Annotated in this window: 23 protein-coding genes and 1 pseudogene; 18 read left to right on the plus strand and 6 right to left on the minus strand. The window is 67.8% G+C overall.

Annotated elements, in window-relative coordinates:
* Positions 1-94 precede the first annotated feature (94 nt).
* From B4N89_RS27240 to B4N89_RS27250, 4 genes are all read right to left on the minus strand, one after another.
* Positions 95-598 (minus strand): NUDIX hydrolase, encoded by a 504-nt coding sequence (locus B4N89_RS27240; protein WP_078978417.1) that lies wholly within the window; start codon positions 596-598, stop codon positions 95-97.
* A 15-nt stretch (positions 599-613) separates the two neighbouring features.
* Positions 614-763: a hypothetical protein gene (locus B4N89_RS49965; RefSeq protein WP_161500825.1), complete on the minus strand. Its 150-nt coding sequence runs from the start codon at positions 761-763 to the stop codon at positions 614-616.
* Between the two features lie 302 nt (positions 764-1,065).
* Positions 1,066-1,353: an endonuclease NucS domain-containing protein gene (locus tag B4N89_RS27245; RefSeq protein WP_161500826.1), complete on the minus strand. Its 288-nt coding sequence runs from the start codon at positions 1,351-1,353 to the stop codon at positions 1,066-1,068.
* A gap of 910 nt (positions 1,354-2,263) precedes the next feature.
* Entirely contained in the window at positions 2,264-2,653 is a 390-nt protein-coding gene (locus tag B4N89_RS27250; RefSeq protein WP_078978419.1) for a hypothetical protein, read from the minus strand.
* Positions 2,654-3,762: 1,109 nt separating this feature from the next.
* On the opposite strand from B4N89_RS27250, the gene B4N89_RS27255 reads away from it, so the two are divergent.
* From B4N89_RS27255 to B4N89_RS47975, 7 genes and pseudogenes are all read left to right on the plus strand, one after another.
* Positions 3,763-8,040 carry an AAA family ATPase gene (locus tag B4N89_RS27255; RefSeq protein ID WP_143658100.1) on the plus strand — a complete coding sequence of 1,426 codons (4,278 nt, stop codon included), beginning with the start codon at positions 3,763-3,765 and terminating at the stop codon, positions 8,038-8,040.
* On the plus strand, positions 8,037-8,885 hold the full coding sequence (locus B4N89_RS27260; protein ID WP_078978421.1) for a hypothetical protein: 849 nt from the start codon (positions 8,037-8,039) through the stop codon (positions 8,883-8,885). Before B4N89_RS27255 ends, B4N89_RS27260 begins: the two co-directional genes overlap by 4 nt.
* Positions 8,886-9,927: 1,042 nt before the next feature.
* The gene (locus B4N89_RS27265) at positions 9,928-10,134 is read left to right on the plus strand and encodes a hypothetical protein (RefSeq protein WP_143658101.1); all 207 of its coding nucleotides are present in this window, start codon (positions 9,928-9,930) and stop codon (positions 10,132-10,134) included.
* An 82-nt stretch (positions 10,135-10,216) separates the two neighbouring features.
* Positions 10,217-10,765 (plus strand): MauE/DoxX family redox-associated membrane protein, encoded by a 549-nt coding sequence (locus tag B4N89_RS49110; RefSeq protein ID WP_143658102.1) that lies wholly within the window; start codon positions 10,217-10,219, stop codon positions 10,763-10,765.
* A gap of 13 nt (positions 10,766-10,778) precedes the next feature.
* Positions 10,779-10,923 (plus strand): annotated as a pseudogene (locus tag B4N89_RS47970) (IS5/IS1182 family transposase); the annotation flags it as partial.
* 14 nt (positions 10,924-10,937) lie between these two features.
* On the plus strand, positions 10,938-11,204 hold the full coding sequence (locus B4N89_RS53415; RefSeq protein ID WP_414646430.1) for a transposase: 267 nt from the start codon (positions 10,938-10,940) through the stop codon (positions 11,202-11,204).
* On the plus strand, positions 11,201-11,914 hold the full coding sequence (locus tag B4N89_RS47975) for a tyrosine-type recombinase/integrase (RefSeq protein WP_161500827.1): 714 nt from the start codon (positions 11,201-11,203) through the stop codon (positions 11,912-11,914). The genes B4N89_RS53415 and B4N89_RS47975 overlap by 4 nt, the downstream gene beginning before the upstream one ends.
* Before the next feature lie 392 nt (positions 11,915-12,306).
* On the opposite strand, the gene B4N89_RS27275 is transcribed toward B4N89_RS47975, so the two are convergent.
* On the minus strand, positions 12,307-12,501 hold the full coding sequence (locus tag B4N89_RS27275) for a hypothetical protein (RefSeq protein WP_078978423.1): 195 nt from the start codon (positions 12,499-12,501) through the stop codon (positions 12,307-12,309).
* A 189-nt stretch (positions 12,502-12,690) separates the two neighbouring features.
* The gene (locus tag B4N89_RS27280) at positions 12,691-13,239 is read right to left on the minus strand and encodes a helix-turn-helix transcriptional regulator (protein ID WP_161500828.1); all 549 of its coding nucleotides are present in this window, start codon (positions 13,237-13,239) and stop codon (positions 12,691-12,693) included.
* 210 nt (positions 13,240-13,449) lie between these two features.
* Here B4N89_RS27280 and B4N89_RS27285 point away from each other — a divergent pair, with 210 nt between their 5' ends.
* The 11 genes from B4N89_RS27285 to B4N89_RS27340 all read left to right on the plus strand — a co-directional run bounded on the left by B4N89_RS27285 (position 13,450) and on the right by B4N89_RS27340 (position 19,097).
* Positions 13,450-13,722, plus strand: coding sequence for a helix-turn-helix domain-containing protein (locus tag B4N89_RS27285; RefSeq protein ID WP_161500829.1), 273 nt, complete (start codon positions 13,450-13,452; stop codon positions 13,720-13,722).
* A 545-nt stretch (positions 13,723-14,267) separates the two neighbouring features.
* Positions 14,268-14,666 (plus strand): hypothetical protein, encoded by a 399-nt coding sequence (locus B4N89_RS27295; RefSeq protein ID WP_078978427.1) that lies wholly within the window; start codon positions 14,268-14,270, stop codon positions 14,664-14,666.
* Positions 14,663-14,971, plus strand: a complete 309-nt coding sequence (locus B4N89_RS27300) for a hypothetical protein (RefSeq protein WP_143658104.1) — start codon at positions 14,663-14,665, stop codon at positions 14,969-14,971. The genes B4N89_RS27295 and B4N89_RS27300 overlap by 4 nt, the downstream gene beginning before the upstream one ends.
* A gap of 122 nt (positions 14,972-15,093) precedes the next feature.
* Positions 15,094-15,720 (plus strand): hypothetical protein, encoded by a 627-nt coding sequence (locus B4N89_RS27305; RefSeq protein ID WP_078978429.1) that lies wholly within the window; start codon positions 15,094-15,096, stop codon positions 15,718-15,720.
* Entirely contained in the window at positions 15,717-16,232 is a 516-nt protein-coding gene (locus B4N89_RS27310) for a hypothetical protein (protein WP_078978430.1), read from the plus strand. The genes B4N89_RS27305 and B4N89_RS27310 overlap by 4 nt, the downstream gene beginning before the upstream one ends.
* Positions 16,229-16,648 (plus strand): hypothetical protein, encoded by a 420-nt coding sequence (locus B4N89_RS27315; protein WP_078978431.1) that lies wholly within the window; start codon positions 16,229-16,231, stop codon positions 16,646-16,648. The genes B4N89_RS27310 and B4N89_RS27315 overlap by 4 nt, the downstream gene beginning before the upstream one ends.
* On the plus strand, positions 16,645-17,208 hold the full coding sequence (locus B4N89_RS27320) for a hypothetical protein (protein WP_143658105.1): 564 nt from the start codon (positions 16,645-16,647) through the stop codon (positions 17,206-17,208). Before B4N89_RS27315 ends, B4N89_RS27320 begins: the two co-directional genes overlap by 4 nt.
* Positions 17,205-17,549 (plus strand): hypothetical protein, encoded by a 345-nt coding sequence (locus tag B4N89_RS27325; RefSeq protein ID WP_078978433.1) that lies wholly within the window; start codon positions 17,205-17,207, stop codon positions 17,547-17,549. Before B4N89_RS27320 ends, B4N89_RS27325 begins: the two co-directional genes overlap by 4 nt.
* Positions 17,546-17,839, plus strand: coding sequence for a hypothetical protein (locus B4N89_RS27330; RefSeq protein ID WP_078978434.1), 294 nt, complete (start codon positions 17,546-17,548; stop codon positions 17,837-17,839). Before B4N89_RS27325 ends, B4N89_RS27330 begins: the two co-directional genes overlap by 4 nt.
* Positions 17,839-18,267, plus strand: a complete 429-nt coding sequence (locus B4N89_RS27335) for a hypothetical protein (protein ID WP_101897186.1) — start codon at positions 17,839-17,841, stop codon at positions 18,265-18,267. The genes B4N89_RS27330 and B4N89_RS27335 overlap by 1 nt, the downstream gene beginning before the upstream one ends.
* Positions 18,264-19,097, plus strand: coding sequence for a hypothetical protein (locus B4N89_RS27340; protein ID WP_078978436.1), 834 nt, complete (start codon positions 18,264-18,266; stop codon positions 19,095-19,097). Before B4N89_RS27335 ends, B4N89_RS27340 begins: the two co-directional genes overlap by 4 nt.

Consider the following 19,097-nt stretch of genomic DNA (forward strand, 5'->3'; position numbering starts at 1 on the left):
ACGGTCTGTCCATTCCGTTTGCCGGACGCCGCCGAGCCCCTGGAACAGATCGTCGTCTCCCGGATCATCTTCGTGTGATGGCCGCGCTCCGGCGTCACCAGCGGGCGACGAGTGTCTCTTGTGCACCCCGGTTGCGGTACAGCCAGGTGGTGCCTGGTGCGATGGCCTCGGTCAGATAGCCAACGATGGGTTCCCGTTGGGTCGCGCTGCTCAGTTCACAGAGCAGCTTCAGGGCATCGGGCAGAGGGAAGAAGGCGGCTTGTTCGATGTCGTCGTCTTGTGGCGCGAGCTTCCCGGTCCACTCGTCGATTTCGAAGGCGGCGGCGAATGCCGAGGGATGTTGCTCGGAGTCGATGTGCATGAGGAACGCGGTCCGCACAGGGTCGCCGACCAGTAGTCCGGTCTCCTCTCGGAGTTCGCGCCGGAGCGCTTCGTGGAGAAGTTCACCGTCCTTGACCCCGCCGCCGGGTAGTGACCAGAGCATCTCGCCGCCGGTGCCGAGACCCTCCCGCACGAGCAGGATCTCGTCGTCTCGGCGGATGATGCCGATGACAAGCTGCACCCGGGGTTTGGGGGCCTTCACATCTCCTGTTGTCATTCCGCAGACCGTACGTCATGGCCGGTTGTGCGCTCGGTCGACCGTCTTGAGCCGGCGGACGGGCAGGACGTACTCGGCCACGTCGGGATCGCTCTCGTCTCCCGGGTGGCGGTAGCTCTCGACGAGCCGCTGTTCGGCCAGGCGGACCGAGTCGTCGCCGACCATTGCCTCGGCGAACCAAGTCCGATCTCCACACCCTTCGCCGATGCCCACATAGCCGACGTGGGGATGTAGGCGTTGATCCGATGCCGGCTGCGGTCGGCGCAGGCCCTGGGAGAACCACTTGCCGCCGCCGGCGGAGACGAACCCGAACCGGTGGGCGTCGTCCCAGGAGCGAGTGGAAGCAGATGGCGTTGACCGGGACGCCGAGGTCCGCGAGGTGGCCCACGATTCGTTCGGTGGCCTCGTCCAAGCGTGCGGCGACAATCGTCACGCGATGCCGTCACTGCGGTAGCCCGCGAAGAGTCTCAGGATGCGCGCGTGGGAGAGCGACACCGCCCAGGAGGCGTAGTCCAGAGCCTGGGCGATACCTCGCGTGCCCCTCGGCCGCGCTTGAGTTCCAGGACGCGCAGGCAGCCCTCCCCGTCGACGGCGAGGAGATCGACGAACCCACCGTTAGCGGTGGGGACCTGGCGGCCGATCAGCAGGACGGGCTCACCGAGGATGTCCGGATCCGCCTTGATCGCGTCCTCGAGGTCACGCTCCAGAGGCATCGCGGCCGGTCGCATGCGCTGCGGCCGTCCACCCTCGTCCATCCGCCAGATTGCGACCTCGGTCGGCATGCACCTCCAGCCCGTCGAATCCTTGTCCCAGGCGCAACTGCGGCATGCTGCGGATTTGTTCCGCCACCGACAGGATCGATGCCACGATGGCGCGCCGGAATCGGTGACGCGCGGGACAATGGCTTCAAACCCGGCGGGTCGACGGGAGCCGGTGTCGGTATCTGCATCCCGAACTGCGGTTGGTGACCAGTGCGTCGGAGGCGCTTCAGGTGCATTTGGACCCTGGTTGGTCCCCAAGAGGTTTTCGGGACCTCTTCCAACCGGTAAGTGGTCTAAACCAGCAAGAGGCGCTGACCTGGGCTTTTGCCCTGGTCAGCGCCTCTTGAACACCGTCGGGACGACAGGATTTAAACCTGCGACCCCTTGACCCCCAGTCAAGGAGATGGGGTCTTTCCGCAGGTCAGGGGCATTTTGGTGCCCAATACGACGTTCGATTTCCAGTATATCGTGCCGTTTCGCGCATGCCGTGTGGTCCACAACTGGTCCACAGCGTCCGAGCGTTGGTGCCGTGCGTTCGTCTGGGTGCAGCGGTTCCGCATCGGAGTTCGACGACCCGAGTAGGGCCTACCGAAAACCGCGGTTCGGGTTGCGCGGCGTGACGTTGCCGAAGTCTTCGAATCACGCGAGGTTTGGCGTCACCGATGTCGAGTGCCTGGTTGAGCGGATGGGATGGGGTTTCGACGCCGGTGAACTTGGAGTTGTAGAACCACAGGACCTCGTGGTCCTGGAAGAGGAACTCGGAGCAGGCAGCCCAGTCGTAGTCGTCCTCGTGTTGGGGCATCGGGATGCTGCCGCCACCGCGACTACTGGCGTCGATGAGATCAGGTGCGTTTTCGAGGGCGGGGTGGAAGACGATCTCCTCCGCCGTGCAGGTGGCTTGCGGTCAGTTGCCGTTTTTGATGTCGCCTGTCAGGTCGTCGCAGGCCCGGGCGACCTGTTTGCGCCATGCCCTGTTCTGGCGCCGGGTGATGCGTGTGAGGCGCCCGAAGAACTCGTACTCTTCGTCTTCTTCTGCGGTGATCGGCGCGTCGTTCAGTTTCTCGGTGTCTTCGTAGGCGGAGTCTGCGGGCCGGCTCAGGGCCGTGTGCAGAACGTCAGCCGTGCGCGGTGTCAGTTGCCAACCGCACTCCTCGCTTTCCTCGTCTTCACACCGATGAGCAGTCAGCGGGAAGAGCGCGACGAAGTCCATGGCTTGCTTGTCGACGCCCGGGTGGGCCTTGGCCGGTGTGATCTCGTCGGGCAGCCGCCGGCCGGTGCCGAAATCGGCCCGCACGGAGCCGTGGGCCAGTTGGCGACTTCGTCGCCGTGCGCGAACAGCAGTTCCGCGGCCTGCTGCGCGTCGGCCGATCCGCCCCCGGTAACTCGTCACCGTTCGTTGCCGCGAACGTCAAGGCACCGACCAAGTCCTTCGGGTCGTCGTCGGGCTCTTCGATCGGCAAAGGCGTCCGGGGAGTTCCGCCAGGCGTGTCTCGCTTGGCGTACGGATGACGGCTATGGGGAGTTCTTTCGGGTGGTCGTTCACATCGCTCGGGCGAGTGGATCGTCGGCGGGCCATCGGAAGAGAGCGGGAGCGAGACCGGGCTACCCCCCGCTGGGTGCCTGGGCCAGGGCCTCATGGAGCGAGGCCGCCGGTGCACCGGGTAGCGCCGAGTCAAAGTGACTTGCGACGGCTTGCCGGTAGCGATTCAGATCCCTGGTTCAGTGTCAGGGTTCGCAGCAACGCGGCTGCGTGCTGGGCGAGTGTGGCGTCCCGACAGGTGAGTACCGCCTGTAGCGAGGAGGGCCCGTCCGGGCGGGCCAGGAGAATGAGGACACGGCTTTTGTTCGCACCGTGTTCGCAGAAGAAGTTGCGGGGACCACCGGGGTGGTCGTTGGGGTATTCATAAGCACGCCCCAGTGGGAAGAAGGCAGTTGTGATGGACTGCGCTCCGGTGAGAATGCCGCTGGATGGACGCGGTGCGAGCGCGTCTCCGGAAGACGAAGAGGATTGAGGTGACTGGTGCCGTCGCTGCAAGCGGCGGCCCGGGTCGACTCGAGTGCCCACGTCGGCGCGCGACGTGCTCCGGCATCACGTGTTTGAGGTGAGGCAGTCAACCCGCGTGGTCGTGGTGTACCGCAGAGACCTCTGTCGGTGGTTGCGGTCCAAGGGGCTGCGGTACAGCCGACGGTGTCGAGGACCTTGCGGTTCAGGGTCTCGTTGTCCCGAGTTTCCCGCTCGGGGTTGGAAGCTCCGGAGTGGGTCGGGATGACCCCCGCCCCGGAACTCGATCCCGGCGTAGTCTAAGCGGCTTGTGCCTGTGGCGTCGCTCGTGTTCGGCGATGTGATCGATCCTAACCTGGCACGTTGGTCGCTCTGTCCGGGAGTTGGGAGTGTGGGTCGGCGTGGGGCGTGCGTTGGTGGTGGGGATCGGCCGTTTCGATGCGGACGCCTCGGGTGACGAGGTCGCGGTCGGTGCTTCGGCGTGGTCGGAGTTGCCATTCGTGGACGAGGTGGTACCACCGGTCGTTGCGGCGCTGAACCGGCTGGGTTACGCCACCGATGTGCACAGGGATGTCGGTGCTGCCGCGTTGCGGGCCGCGGTGGACGAGGCGTTGGGGTCGGCGCGGGTGGTGTACGTCGCCTCGCACGGGGATGCGAGCGCCGACAATCCATATCGGGTGGACGTGGTGCCGGCGGACGCGTGTGTGGGGCGGGGCACAAACGTTGCGGAGTGGGTCGACGACGCACACCGACTGGGGAATCCGACACTGTTCCTGCTCGACCTGTGCAGGTCGGGACGCGCGACGTCGCTGCCGCACATGGTCCACAGTTCGGACGCGCCGGCAAACGCATGGGTGATCGCAGCGTCGAGCAGGCGCGAGGACGCCTACGATGGGCGGTTCAGCATCGCGGTGACCGAGGTGCTTGAGGAGGTCGCTCGCACCGGGTTGGATACCGACCCGGCGCGGTCGCACGTGCCGTTCTCGGTGGTGGCCCGCAGAATCCGCAGGCGAGTGGAGCGGATGCCCGGGGTGGTGCAGAACGTGCAGAGCACGGCGATGGTCCTGGCCGAGGACGAGCCGGACCTGCCGTTCTTCCCCAACCCCGCCCACAATCCGGACGCGGCCCGTTTGGCCGCAGTGGACCCGGCCTTGCGGGTGTTCCTCGACCCGTCGGACGCGCGTCACTTCACTGACAAGGCCGGTACCCGGTTTACCGGGCGACGTTCGCAACTTCGCCTGCTTGCGCCTTGGTTGGACGATGTCGATGCCGGTGGCCTGCGGGTGGTAACCGGCAATCCCGGGGTGGGGAAGTCGGCGCTGCTGGGGGCGCTGGCGTGCGCCGCGCACCCCGAGTTGGTGGCGGTGGCCCCGCACGTGCGCGAACGCCTGGATGCCCGTGACGCGTCGGCCTGCCCCTCGGTCAACGACCTATTGGCTGCTGTCCACGCCCGTGGCCGTCCCTCGGCCGAGGTGTTCGCGTCCATGGCATGCCAACTCGGACTGAACGAAGGGTTGGGGACGCCGATCGACGTCGGAATGTTCATGGGCATGATGCCCCAAGCGGGTGAGGTGCCGGCGGTGATCGTAGATGCCCTGGACGAGTCGTCCGACCCGGCGGCGCTGTGCGCGGATCTGGTTCGCCTGGCCCACGCCACGCGCCCCGACGGTACGCCGGCGGTGCGGCTACTGGTGGGCACACGGCCGTGGCCGATGTTCACACCCCTGCTCGATCTGGCGGGCATCACCGGTGACCTGGTGAACCTGGACGAAGCCGACCCGGACGAGGTCCGCGACGACGTGGCCGATCACATCAACGCCTGCTTGGCGGACGTCTCCACCTACGCTCCGCCGAGCCGCCGCACGATCCGTCACCACCTCGCCCGCGCGATTGCCGAACAACTCACACCGCACCGCGAACAACGGGCGGCGTGGGGGGCGTTCCTGGTAGCCGAGGTCTTCACCCGATACGTTGAACGGGTTCCCGTCCCCAACGACGTGGACGCAGCCCGCGCATTGGGTCGCTCGGTACCCACCACGCTCCCGGCAGTGCTCGACCTGGATCTGGCCGGGCGCTCGGACGGCCCCGGCATCCGCGCCGTCCTGTCGGCCTTGGCCCAGGCCCGAGGCGAGGGCATGCCCCTGGAAGTGGCCCTGCCCATGGCGGAGCTATTCGCCGACCTCGATCCGGACCGCGCCCGATCCCTTCTGCCCGATGCCCTGTTCTACCTCCGCGCCGTTCCCGACCACGACGGCACGCTGCTATACCGCCTCTTCCACCAAGGCCTCGTCGATCACCTCACCCGACAACCCACGAACGACACCAGCACCCCCACTCCCGGCAACATTCTGGACCACCTCCTTTCCGTCCACACCAACCTCGACGGCCACACCCGCACCTGGGATATCGCACCCCCCTACCTCCTGCGTCACGCCCCTGCGCACGCTGAAGCCGCAGGGCGCCTCGACGAACTCCTGCTCGACACCGAGTACCTCGTTCACGGCGACCCGGCCGCACTCGTTACCTCGTTCCCCCGCGTTCACACCGACGACGCGCTGCTCGCCCGCGCCGTCTACCGCACCTCCATCGGCGTCCACCGCCACTCCGACATTGCCACCCGCCGACGACTCCTCGCCATGGACGCGACCCGCCACGATGCCACGATCCTCGCGCAGGCCCTTGCCGAGAGGACCAAGCCGGGCACGTGGACGGTCGTCGCCGCGACGGGCGGACTCATCAACCCTGCATGTCGCGACACCTTCACCGGACACTCCGATCAGGTGAACGCCGTGGCGTGCACCATGTTGGACAGGCGGCCGGTAGCCGTTACCGGAGCGGGGGGCAACAGCGTGTGGATATGGGACCTGGCCACGGGCAGTCCACGCGGCGAATCCCTCACCGGACACACCGGCGCGGTGCTCGCGGTGGCTTGCACTGTGCTGGACGGGCGGCCGGTAGCCATCACTGGGGCCGGAGACCACACCGTGCGCCTGTGGGACCTGACCACGGGGCAACAGCGCGGCAAACCCCTCACCGGACACACCGGCGTGGTGCACGCCGTGGCGTGCACCACGCTGGACGGGTGCCCGGTCGCTGTCACCGGAGCCAGTGACAACACCGTGCGGATATGGGACTTGACCACGGGGCAACAGCGCGGCAAACCCCTTGCAGGACACACCGATTGGGTGCGTGCCGTGGCGTGCACTGTCCTGGACGGAAGGCCGGTGGCCGTTACCGGAGCCGACGACCACACCGTGCGCCTGTGGGACCTGACCACCGGCAGCCCGCGCGGCGAACCTCTCACCGGGCACACCGGCTGGGTGAACGCGGTGGCGTGCACTGTCCTGGACGGAAGGCCGGTGGCCGTTACCGGAGCCGACGACCACACCGTGCGCCTTTGGGACCTGACCATAAGGCGACAGCAACACGGCACGCCCATCAAGGGCCACTTCGGCGCAGTGCGTGCCGTGACGTGCACGGTCCTGGAAGGACGACCCGTCGCCGTCACCGGAGCCGACGACAACACTGTGCGGATATGGGACCTGACCACGAGACGACAACACCGCGAACCCCTCACGGGGCACACCAGTCACGTGAAAGCCTTGGCCTGCACCATGTTGGACGAAAGGATCGTCGCTGTCACCGGAGCCCACGACCGAACCGTGCGTCTGTGGGACCTGGCCCTGGGAAAACCGCGCAGCGTGCCCCCCACCGGACACACTGGCATGGTGCGTGCCGTGGCATGCACCGTCCTGAAAGGACGACACATTGCCGTCACCGGAGCCGACGACCACAGTGTGCGCCTGTGGAACCTGACCACAGGGCAATCGGGCCGCAAACCCCTCACCGGACACCGCGACTTGGTGCGCGTCGTGGCGTGCACCCTCCTCGAGGGACGCCCCGTCGCTGTCACCGGCGCCGATGACACCACGGTGCGTGTGTGGGACCTGGCAACCGGGAGACCATACGGCGACCCCCTCACCGGACATACCGGCTGGGTGCGCGCTGTGGCCTGCACCACGCTGGATGAACGGATCGTCGCCGTCTCCGGAGCCAGCGACAACACCCTGCGGATATGGGACTTGGCTACAGGGGGACAGCGCGGCTGGCCCCTCACCGGACACACCAGTTGGGTGAACGCGGTGGCGTGCACCACTCTGGACGGGCGGCCGTTCGCCGTCACCGGAGCCGACGACCACACCGTGCGCCTGTGGGACTTGACCGCGGGACGACAACATGGCGAACCCTTTACCGGGCACACCGGTGAGGTGAACGCCGTGGCGTGCACCACGCTGGAGGGGCGCCCGGTCGCTGTTACGGGAGCCGACGACCACACCGTGCGTATCTGGGACCTGAACACCGGACGACAGCGTGGCGCCCCTCTCATCGGGCACATCGGCGCGGTGCGGGCGGTGGCATGCACTGTCCTGGACGGGCGGCCCGCCGCTGTCACGGGAGCCGACGACCACACCGTGCGTATCTGGGACCTGACCACGAGAACTCACATCGACAGGATCCCCCTGCCCGCACCGTGTAGCGGGCTCGCTGTGGGCAACAAGGAACGCCTGTTCGTCAGCTTCGGCGTGGACGTTGCGCTCCTAAGACGTATGCCGCGCCGACCCTCGGCAGGATGGACACGGAACCCCGCCAACACAGCCACCGTCCAGGAGCATTCGTGACACAGTCCATCGTGGGGGTCCACGGCATAGGGAACTTCCGCCGCGGCGAGACTCCCGACGAAGCCGCCCGAACGCTGGGGCAGGTCTGGCACACCAACCTCGCGACCGCCTTGTACCGCGCTGGAGCCGCCGCGTCGCCGCCTGACGTGTCCGTCGCCTATTACGCCGATCTGCTCCGCAAACCCGGCAAACAAAGCGGCGACGACGGCCTCGACGACCTCGACCCCTCCGAGTCCGAATTCGCACGCCAGTGGTTGGGCACGTTCGACCTTCCCAGAGGGGTCGCCGCCGGCGAATGGACCATCGGACTACGCCAAGACGTCGAAACCCTCGCCCGCAAACGCTTCTTGGGGCCGCCCGCGACGAAGTGGTTTACCGCGACCTTCTGTCGCGAGGTCCCCGCCTACCTCAAGAATCCCGACAGCCCTGCACGCGCCGCGGCCCGCAGTCGCGTCACCGACACACTCGAAACCACCGGCGCCCGCATCGTGATTGCCCACTCCCTCGGCTCCGTCGTCGCCTACGAAGCCCTCTGGGCCCGGCCCGACCTCAACGTCGACCTCCTGGTTACCCTCGGCTCCCCCCTCGCCTTGCCCCACGCCGTCCTGCCTCGCCTGCGACCTGCACCCGTCGATGGCCGCGGTGCACGACCACCCGGCGCCGCCCGCTGGGTCAACCTCGCCGACCCCGGCGACATCGTCGCCATCCCCAAAGGCGGGATCGGCCGCACTTTCGAAGGCGTCGACACCGACGAACACACCCTCATCCACGCTTTCGACTTCCACCTCGCCAAGAATTACCTCGCCCACCAACGCCTCGGCGAAATCCTCCGCGACATGCTCTGAGAGAGCGAGTCGAAACCGGATCCCGAGGCTCCGAAGAACGGCTCCCCTCCGAGCCGACCTGCGGTTTTTTCTCGCGTCGTGACCACGGCGCCCCAAGCGATCCGGGTTCGTCAACTCCACCGCCCGACATGCCCACCGAAGCCACCCAGCCCACCCGGGAAGACTCTCCGAGAGCCCGATCCGACCGCCCTCCCTACCCACGATCCAGGCCAACCCCGAACCACCCCATGCAGGGCGCGCACCACCATCGATGGGCTGCCACCGTCTCGATTTCACGGGCCTGATTCGAGTGGCCCCAGATCCAAAGACGAGGCGGAGAGCGCCAATCTCGCGGCATGTGTGTGGTCGGCGGCTCCAGGAGGTTCGGTTGTCGAAAACGGAATCGTTCGATACTCGTTGCCAGGGCGACGAGACCGGTTCACGCGTCAAGAGGGATTGCATTCTTGGATCATGAACACTGCGGCAACCAAATACCGAATAATCAGTGATGATTGCCCGAATCGGGCATTGAAGACCTTTTTATAATCTGCGACCCTGTGTTGACTTCGATCAGTTCCGGCCGGCTTCCTTGTTGAAGGGCCGATCGGGAACTTGAATCCCGGGCTCCGGAAAGACGTCGACAGGAGGACCAGTGGATCATCCGAGTCCGAGCACCGGACGTCGATCATTCTTCAAGAAAGCCCTGCTCGGAATGGGGATTGCCATTCCGGCTCTGGGGGCCATCGCGACACCGGTCAAGGCGGACCCGCCTCACCGCCACTGCGTGTCCACCTACGAAAAATTCAAACGCCTGCGCTGTGTCCGGGGGATGTGGGTGGAGGATGTAGGCATCTACTGCTCGGTCTGCCTCGGTGAATGCAGTACGCGATCGACTCTGACCGGGCAGGCGTGCGACGGGGAAGGTTGCCTCACGGTGTCCGATCCACGCGCCCTACGGTGCCCGTAGCCGCGTCACGAGAACAACGAGGAGCCGTCCATGCGGTCATCAGTGGAAATCGAGGAAGTCGCGTTTGCCGAGGCCCGCGCTGCAGGTGGGCCCCACGTGGCAAAGCTTGCCGATCTCGTCGAGAGGTTCGGCGGATACGAGTTCGACCTGCCGGCGGCGGAGCCCCAGTTCGGCGCGGTGCACGTGTCGCTGGAGCCTTGGCGTGATCGAGACCCGGAGACCACCTACCTCACGGTCCGGATCCACCAGCACTACACCCAGGAGGAAGCCGCCACGCACGGGCTGAGGGCGGACAGGGACTAGATCTCGGGGCCTCGGCGGGCCCGTCTCGAGTAGGGAGGTGAGCTGCCGAGGCCCGCACCGCCCGCGCGCCGGAGGGAGGCCCATGATTCGGGCCATTGCCGTCGATGTCATCGCGTTCCATTTATCCATCTCGCTTCTGGCACCCGCTCTCTCCAAAGCTCTGAACTTTCATATGACCAGGCATGAATTATCTGTCTCCTTTGCCGTCAAGGTGATCCCGGCCACGGTCTGCGCCCTGCTCTTGATCACGGTCGAAGTGACGCTGGGCATCCTCATCGGAACGGGGGCATTTGCGGTGGCAGTGAATTCGGCGACGGTTGGGCTTTTCCTTGGGTTTCTCGTCCACCGGATACGTGCTGCGCGAAAAGGGATCGCCTGCGGTTGTGTCGGTGATTCGAACTCGCAATCACAACCGACTGCCAGATCGTCGACATCCGAGTACTCGTTCATGATCGCCGGCTCGGTCGGATTTCTGGCCTTGGCTCTCACGAACCTGCGTTTGGTGATCGCCGGTGAACGACCGTCCCCGACGTCGGGGGCTCTTGCGGTTGCCTGTGTTGGGGCGGCTCTCGCTCTGCGCGTCTGGAGGGCCGCCCGCTCCGTGCCGTCGAAGACCACGACGGGACGTTGAAGCGCGTGTCCTTCGTATGTTGGGGAAGTTGGTGACACTTCTGCGGCGTGGGAGCGTATGCGGTCCGCGAGGGCGGGCCGTGGAGCCTGCCGCTGGAGGACCGGGCCCTGCTGGTTGCGGCAAGCTATACCGGCACCACGCAAGTACCCCAGATGAGCTGCGGGAACGGGCGATCCGGGAGGTACGTACCTCCGGGCGTCCGGTCGCCCATGTCGCCCGGGACCTGGGTACCCACAACGAGGACCTGCGGAACTGTGTCCGCCAGGCCGAGGCCGACGCCGGGGAGCGGGCCGACCGCTCGACCACCGCCGCGTCGCAGGAAGTGAGGCAACTCCGCAGGAAAAACCCCGAGTTGCGGCGGACCAACGAGATCCTCAAGGCCGCCTCGGTGTCTTCTGCGCAGAAGATCGACCGTCCCCGGACGAGGCCGAGCAGGTGATCGACCACCTGCCCGACAAAAGTCTCGGGGTCGATCCCGTATGCCGGGTGCTCGATCTGTCGCCGTCGACGTACTTGGCGCGCAAGAAGCGTCCCAAGTCTGCTCGGCAACCGCGCGACGTGTTTGCGCGAGCGGCTTGCGCCGAGTGGACCCTGCCGATCCGTTCACCGGTCTCGTGTTCACGCGTGAGAACGGTCCGCCGTTGCGGCCGCAGGCCCTGCTGGACCGCTTCCCGCCACTGGTCCGCCCAGGCGGGGGTTCCACAGTTCACGATGCACGACCTGCGGCGCGTGGCGGCGACGTTGACGATTACGGCGGGCGTGCCGTTGACGGTGGTGTCCAAGACATTGCGGCACTCGACGTTGTCGACGACGGCGAACATCTACGCCCATCTGACCCGGCAGGCCGCCCACGATGCGGTGGACGCCATCGAGGCGGCCCTCGTCGGCGCCGAAGGCGAGGACGCGAGGATCGACCTGCCGAGTCGGCTGCGACCACACCGCGACCACCCGGCCCGGCTCCGCGACCTGTCCAAACCGCTCTACGCCGCTGCGATAAGGGGTCGTTCGATGATGTGGCTCGGGGGCGGTCGACGGCCGTGCGACCACACTGCGACCACCAGCCCTCGAAATGCGGAAAAGGCCGCCTTCCCATTTCTGAGAAGACGGCCTCCGACCTGCGTAAACGCTGGTCGGGACGACAGGATTTGAACCTGCGACCCCTTGACCCCCAGTCACAGAAACGGCGTCCGTGACGTCCATGTGTTCCGGGGGAGCGGCGGAACGTGCGCCCGGAAGGGCCTTGAGAGCAGGGAGTTCACGCAGATCGTGAGATGGATGTGAGACGTCGAGCCCCGGCGGGACGAGTTCGTCGACCCGCCGGGGCTCGGCATTTCCGGGCGGGCTTGTGAGACGAATGTGAGACGGTCGAGAGGGGAAAACCCCACGTGGGCGGGCGGGTTCGAGGCTTCGAGAAGAGGTGGGATCCGTGCCCTGCTCCGAGAGGCGGTCCGACCGGGGAGCCCCGCGCGGCTGCCGCAGCGGGGGTCGAAGCGACGCCCGCCCCCTCCCCGTAAGGGGGCACGCGTCACGTCGGTTCCGGATTACGAGGCCATGGTCGAGAGGGCCGTCGAGACGAACCGCACGATCTCGGCGATGTCGTTGATCCGGTTCCGCGAGTTGAGCTGCTGCTCGATCTCTGCTGCGAACTCTGCTGCGTTGGCGCCGATCCTAGATTCGAGGACCCAGATGACATAGACGGGGTGCGTGGTGTCGACGATGACGTCGACGCCTGCCACGGTCGTGGGAAACCTCTCTACCTGTCCGACTCGTACCCACTGCACTGTACGTGCGCCCCCCCAACCCGAACGGAGCCGCCGCTACCGGGAACGTTCATGACAGCACACCGGGGAGACACATGTTGGTCGTTCAAGTCGAAAACAAGCCAAAAACACGTTACGAATCTTCTTGATCACTACCGGTTAGGTTCATATTGCGCTTGCGTGCCTCCAACTCGGACCACAGCGCGGTGCCGGATGCCAGTTGATCGTCGGAGACCTCCGCCCCCTCGGGGCCATCAGTAGGACGACGACCTTGAGGCCGTCGACCTCGATGATCGTGCTGTCGACGACCTGGTTGTCCTGGCCGAGTTGTCGTTCCACGCGCAACGGCATGCCGCGGGCGAGCGCCGGCCGGGAGGGCGGTGACCCCGAGCCCTCGCCGGCGGGTTTCCGATATGCCTGGGACTTGCTCTTGCGTCGCCCGCTGACCTGGATGGCGACGGGGGTCGAGACCAGGGGCGGGGGGCTCCCACCGTCCGCTATGCGGCGGGCGTCGTTCATTGGGTCTGGCCAGCCGAGCACCGCGCCGACGTCCTCGATCGTCGTCGGGATGCGGGTGTAGGTGTACCCGCCCTCGAGGTTCGTGATGGTCGTGCGTCGCACGTCGGCGCGCACGGCTAGTTCGTCCTGGGAGAGCTTCATATGCTCACGTGCCTTGCGGATGGCGTTGGCTACGGGTGCCCAGACGAGAGTCATGGCCTCATGATGCCTAACTTTTGGCATCACGCACGAGTTTTCGCATGTGATTTGGCCGGGAAACCGGCGGGACTTGGCGCGTTTTTGGGCAGACGTGACCCCGTTCGGGCTACCCCGCGCGCCCCGGCTGCGATCTTGTGCCAAAAAAGCTGCCAAAAAAAGTGCTCAAAAATCTTGTGTTGACCTCATCTTGCGCATCTAATGGTCCCTGTGACGCCGAACGGGACGAAGATCAAAGCCCTGAGAACGGCACGCGGGATGACCCTGCGCGACCTTGCCGCAGCCACCGGCCTCGACAACGGAAACCTGTCGAGGATCGAGCGCGGTACGCGTGGTGTACGCCCCAAGACGCTCGCCACTCTCGCCGACTTCTACGGGACCACGATCGACGCTCTCCGGCTCAGGCGGCCTCCGACCCGGCGGCACCCGGACCGCAACGGCGGCCCGACCCGCCACACGATCGACGCCCGCCGAGCACGCTGATCCACGCGGACGCGAACCCGTCCGCAGCACCCGATACGCGAAAGCCCCAGGCCCCGCCGGGGAGCCGGCAACAGCCGTACTCACACGCGGAACCACGCATCGAAAAAGGGCGACCCGTGCCGTCGAACCCGGGCCGCCCGTGACCCACCACCACACACGCATGCAGAGAGGTGGCAGGCAGTGACCCACGCTACCCCGAACACAGGACGGGGACCCACCCCCGCTATCGACCACAGGCTCGCCGACGACTACACGGCGATCCGCGCGATAACGGCGGACGACGAGCGCCGGACCGGTCGAGCCCTCGTTACCGCGGCCCTGGCCTCCTCCGGACCGGGCCGGTCCCGCCGGGACCTCGACCCCGACACCCGCGCCGCCATCGTCGACGTCCTCCAGATGGTGGGCCTCATGCGGTGCCCCGAGATCGAGAACCGGGGTGTTCACGGCACGACCCGTCGATTCGACGCCGGCTGCCTCTGCGCACGGTGCACCGAAGCCGGCGCGGCCCGGGACGCCCGCGCGGCCACACGCGAGGGAGTACTGCCATGACTCTCCTGAGCCTTCTGCGCACCCTCGCCGAGGACGCGGCGGACGCCGCCGACGTCCGAGCGAACGACGACACGGCCGAGGTCGTCGCGCAGGTGCGCGCCGATTTCCTCAAGCACGCCGATTCGCTCGCGGCCAAGACCCTCGGAGCGATTCCCGCCGACGCCCTCACCTGGGTCTACGACGAGTTCGCTCCCGAGGGCGTCGAGGGCGCGGATGTGTGGCTCGGCGACCGCACCCGCCTGCGGTACGAGTACCGCGACGACACGGAACGCACAACGTTCCGGCTGATCCGCGAATGTGTGTGCTGCGGAGGCACGGCCGTAGTGAACGTCACCTGCCTCGCCGACCTCACAGGCCACCTCAACGACGAATGCTGGACGGGGGAGAACCCGTGATCTTCGGCATCGGGCGCAGCGACGAAGCCGTCAACGCCCCCGAAATCCTCCGTGAGCGCGTACACGCCATCGCCCCGAAAGCGGTACGCGTCCAGTTGAGCCGGCCCGCCTTCGCCCCGAACCCGTTCCTGTGCTCCCGTCGCGAGATCACGGTGATCGACCAGCACGGCCGCGAACTCGACGGCATGCACATCGTCTACGGCGGTCGGGACGAACTCCGCAGCCGACTGGAGCGCGCACTCCCGCGCGGATGGCCGGACGTCGAGTACGACGTCCACGCCCGGACGCTCTCCCCGATCACCTGATCCACCGCGCGGCCACGGCCGCGCCCCTCGAACCGCCGGCGGCGGCGCGCGTGCCCACCCCACCCCCCCGGGAGGGCACCCCGCCGCCGGCACCCCAAACACCGCCCGGAGGCACCGTTCGCATGAGCATCGACAACACGTCCAACCTCGACCCGACCATCGCCTACGGCATGCTCCTGGCCGCCAGGTCCGCCGAGCCGACGATCAGCGCCGTATCGACCGCGTTCATCACCGACATGGAGGCGCAGGGGCAGCGCCAGCTCGTCGCCTCCGACCTGCTCCCCACCGAGTGCGACGACGACGCAACCCTGGAAGCGCTCGGAATCACGCTCGGCGAACCCCTCGCCGACGACCCGCTGTTCCGTCCCGCGACCCTGCCCGACGGCTGGAGTCGCGAGGCGAGCACCCACGACATGCACAGCCACATCCTCGACGAACACGGCCGCCGACGCGTCCACGTCTTCTACAAGGCGGCGTTCTACGACCGCAAGGCGTGGATGGGCGCGGAGAGCGTGTTCTCCTACGTGACCCACTGCGTGGGTCGGCACGTGAAGCCGATTCCCGACGACGCTTGGGCCACTCCCGAGGCCCTGCACGATGCGGCGAACCAGGCGGCGGAACGGTGGGCCCGTCTGGCCCGCACCGCTCGCAGCCACGGCGCCGCCGACGAGGCACGCGAGTACGACACCGAGCGCACCGCGTACCTCGCGATCGCCGAGCGCTTCGCACCGTCCGGAGGTGCGGCGTGAGGAACCCGTTCACCGCCCGCCGGCGCAGGTTCGTCGCCGCGACGATCGCCGCAGCCGAGGCAACCGCCGACGAACGGGCCCAGGACATCGCGGCGACGTGGATTCTCGACGCGGACCGCCGCGCCGCAGAGGCCGAGCACCGCGCGGTCGACCTGCGAGCCGCACTCGATCAGGCACACGAGGACCTGCGGCGGGCCCACGCGGACACCGAGACCAGAACGGCCGCCCTCGCGAACCGCATCGCCGACCTCAACGAGCGCTGCCGCGCGCTCGCCGCGACGAACGCCGCCCACGGCGGCGACTGCTCCGCGCGCATGCACGCCTTGGACCGCCTCTCCCACGAACTCGCCGACCGACTGGTCGAGTTGCAGCGCGCCAACGAGAACACGTACCCGCCCGTCGGCATCGACGCCCGGACGTGGCAGACCGCGATCGACGACACCCGTACTCGGGTCATCACCGAGAAGGCCGCCGCCGCGAAGGCCCTCGTCACGACAGGAGCAGCGGCATGAAACTGTTCGGCACCCGCCGCCGCCTCGCCGCCGCCGAAAGCGAAGTCGCCCGGCTGACGCACGCACACGACACCGACTCCAGGTCGCTGGCCGACGCCAACGTTCGGATGCAGCTCCTGGAAGCCGAGAGCGCCGCCCTCACCAGGGACAACGAGATCCTTCGCCGGGTACGGGCCGCCGCCGACCACGAGTGTGCACGCCTGCGCGACGCCTACGCGGCCCTCTGCCGCCAGAACGCGTCCCTGCTCGCCGACGTGGAGGCATCGATCCCGATGATCACGGCCGCCGAAGGACAGCGCGACGAACTGGCCGAACAGCTCGCCGTCGCCGAGGGCCGACTGACCCGTCTCGTGCGGCCCCGAGAGGCGAACGCCCCTGCGGCCGAGCAGTGCGAACTCGCGGCGGTGGCACCGTGACCGCCGACACTCCGAGCCGGCGAGCCCCGCGCGACCACGCCGTGGCCAGGGGAGTGATCGAACGAGTCAGGGCCCGGCGTCGCATGCGCGGGTGGAGCGCCGAACGACTCGCGGCAGAGGTGACCGCATCCGGCTACCCGCTCTCGCGCAGCTCCGTCGCCACGGCCGAACGCAACCACCGCGCGGGAATGTCCGTCGACCAGCTCGTCGCGACCGCCCGCGCCCTGGGGACCTCGCCGGTCAACCTGCTCGCCTGCGGACCGTGCCCCACCTGCCACGGGACCCCGCCCGCCGGATTCACCTGCGGCGACTGCGGAGCGGCCGGCAGCGTCCGCCCGACGCGCATGCGCGGGTGGGTGGAGCGCGCGGTCCGCGACACCGACGCCCTGTTCGACCGGTGCAGCCGTGACGGCGCCTCCCTCGACGACATCCGCATACTCCGCGACCTGGTCCACGACGTGGCCGACGAGGTCGTGCGTCTCCAACAGGTCGTGCGGACCAAGGACTTTCGCCTCGCCGAACGACACTCTCGAATCCACACCCGGGGGGCCGCGTCGTGACCGTGCAGTTCTCCGTCCTCGTCGGCGGTCTCCACGTTCCGCTCCACGAGTGCGACTGGATCCGCCGCGCCCCGTGCGGCTGTGCCACGGCCATCTGCTCCGCCCGGATCGCCGGCGCCGTCCTCGCCACCGAGGACGACGCCTGGCACGAGTTCTACGAGGACGCCGGCACCAAGCGCCACCGCGAGGCAGCCATCCGGGCGGCAAAGAAGGCCGGCTTCACCGTCGAGATGAACACCGTCCACAACGCCGTCACCGCCCTCATGACGCCGTGCACACACGGGAAAGCCGCCCCGGCCCAGCCCGACCCGACCGACCCGTTCAACGAGGACCAGCCGTGAAGACCCCGCAACCCCGCACCGCCCACCGCGTCCTTGCCGCGACCCTGATCACCGGCCTCGCGCTCGTGCTCGCCGGCTGCGGCGACAAGTTCACCGAGCCGTTCAAGGACGCCCCGCGGGGCGCGACCAACAACGGCCCGGCCGAGATCATCACCAACCCCGACGGGTTCTCCAACGTGTCCGCCAAGTGCGACGGACCCAACCGCGTTTACGTCGCCTACCACGGCGACGAAACCTATGCGGCCATCGCCGTCGTCCCCAACGACCCCCGATGCGTGGGGTTGCGGTGATGGCCGACGAAATCAGCCCGACCGAAGCCGCCCACGTCCTGTGGTATTTCGCGCCGCCCGGGCGCCGACCCGGCTCCTTCACCGAGCAGTTGATCGCGTTGATCAACATGGCCGGCCAGGAGAACCGCCGCCGGCTCGCCCGCGCCTACCCCGGCTACGCCGCCGCCGTTCACATGATCAAGACCGACCCCAGGGGGACGCAGCGCCTCACCGACATCGCCTACGGGCGAAAGCCGGAGAAGGCCCTCCCGGGCGGTACGCACCCGTCGACGGACGAACTCCACGGCGCCGCAGCCCGCGCCGTCGACGACGAGATCGACCGTCTCCGCACCGGAGACAGGGCCGCCATCGAACGGCGCATCGCCGCAGCCCGCACCGACTACGAGCAGGCACGCGCCGCATTCCTGGGCCCCGGGGGTGATGCATGACCGATCCGTTCTGGGCGCGCCACACCGATCACGGTCGCTACTACCTGGACCCGGCGACCGGCGAACTCCTGCCGTCCGTCACCAACGTCATCGGCACGTGCGTTGCCAAAGAACGGCTCGTCCCCTGGGCAGCCAAGATCACCGCCGAATGGGCCGCCGACCACCCCGACGAGATCCGGGACCACGTCGGCGCCGACCGCGCAGCCCTCATCCGCGCCATGACCGGCGCCCACGTCGCCATCACCGAACACGCCATGGACCTCGGCACCCGCGTCCACGCCGGCGCCGAAGCCAAGGTCCTCGGCGCGCCCGTCCCCGACGACTCCGAAGCCGCCCCGTACCTGTGCCAACTCGACAAGTGGCTCACCGCCTGGCGCGTGGACCCCGACCGCGACATCGAGGCCGCCGAACTCACCGTCATCAACCGCACCGTCGGCTTTGCCGGCACCGGCGACCTCCTCGTGTGGCTGCGCACCGGCCGCCTGCGCCGACGCCAACTCTGGCTCATCGACTACAAATCGTCCGCGACCCGGCCGGCGAGCAGCGTCTACCCCGAGTACGACCTCCAGCTCGGCGCGCTCCGCAACGGCGAAACCGTCCTGCTGCCCGACGGCACCGAACTTCCCATGCCGCGCGTACAGCGCGCCGGGATCCTCAACCTCCGCGCCCGCAGCCACGCCTTCGTTCCCATGCCCGCCAACGACGCCACCTGGAACGCATTCCGCAACCTCGTCCCCGTCGCCCGCTGGCTCCACGACGCACCCACCACCCACCCCGCGCTCAAACCCCCGCCCTGGGCAGACGAGCCGACCACCGGAGAGGCGGCCTGA

This window comes from Embleya scabrispora (assembly GCF_002024165.1).
Lineage (GTDB): Bacteria > Actinomycetota > Actinomycetes > Streptomycetales > Streptomycetaceae > Embleya > Embleya scabrispora_A.

Excerpts from the sequence above, each read along its gene's own strand:
- B4N89_RS27245 (WP_161500826.1), bottom strand. The coding sequence starts at position 1,353 with ATGGACGAGGGTGGACGGCCGCAGCGCATGCGACCGGCCGCGATGCCT.
- B4N89_RS27280 (WP_161500828.1), bottom strand. The coding sequence starts at position 13,239 with ATGACTCTCGTCTGGGCACCCGTAGCCAACGCCATCCGCAAGGCACGT.
- B4N89_RS27340 (WP_078978436.1), top strand. The coding sequence starts at position 18,264 with ATGACCGATCCGTTCTGGGCGCGCCACACCGATCACGGTCGCTACTAC.
- B4N89_RS49965 (WP_161500825.1), bottom strand. The coding sequence starts at position 763 with ATGGTCGGCGACGACTCGGTCCGCCTGGCCGAACAGCGGCTCGTCGAG.
- B4N89_RS27295 (WP_078978427.1), top strand. The coding sequence starts at position 14,268 with ATGACTCTCCTGAGCCTTCTGCGCACCCTCGCCGAGGACGCGGCGGAC.
- B4N89_RS27305 (WP_078978429.1), top strand. The coding sequence starts at position 15,094 with ATGAGCATCGACAACACGTCCAACCTCGACCCGACCATCGCCTACGGC.
- B4N89_RS27335 (WP_101897186.1), top strand. The coding sequence starts at position 17,839 with ATGGCCGACGAAATCAGCCCGACCGAAGCCGCCCACGTCCTGTGGTAT.
- B4N89_RS27240 (WP_078978417.1), bottom strand. The coding sequence starts at position 598 with ATGACAACAGGAGATGTGAAGGCCCCCAAACCCCGGGTGCAGCTTGTC.
- B4N89_RS27315 (WP_078978431.1), top strand. The coding sequence starts at position 16,229 with ATGAAACTGTTCGGCACCCGCCGCCGCCTCGCCGCCGCCGAAAGCGAA.
- B4N89_RS49110 (WP_143658102.1), top strand. The coding sequence starts at position 10,217 with ATGATTCGGGCCATTGCCGTCGATGTCATCGCGTTCCATTTATCCATC.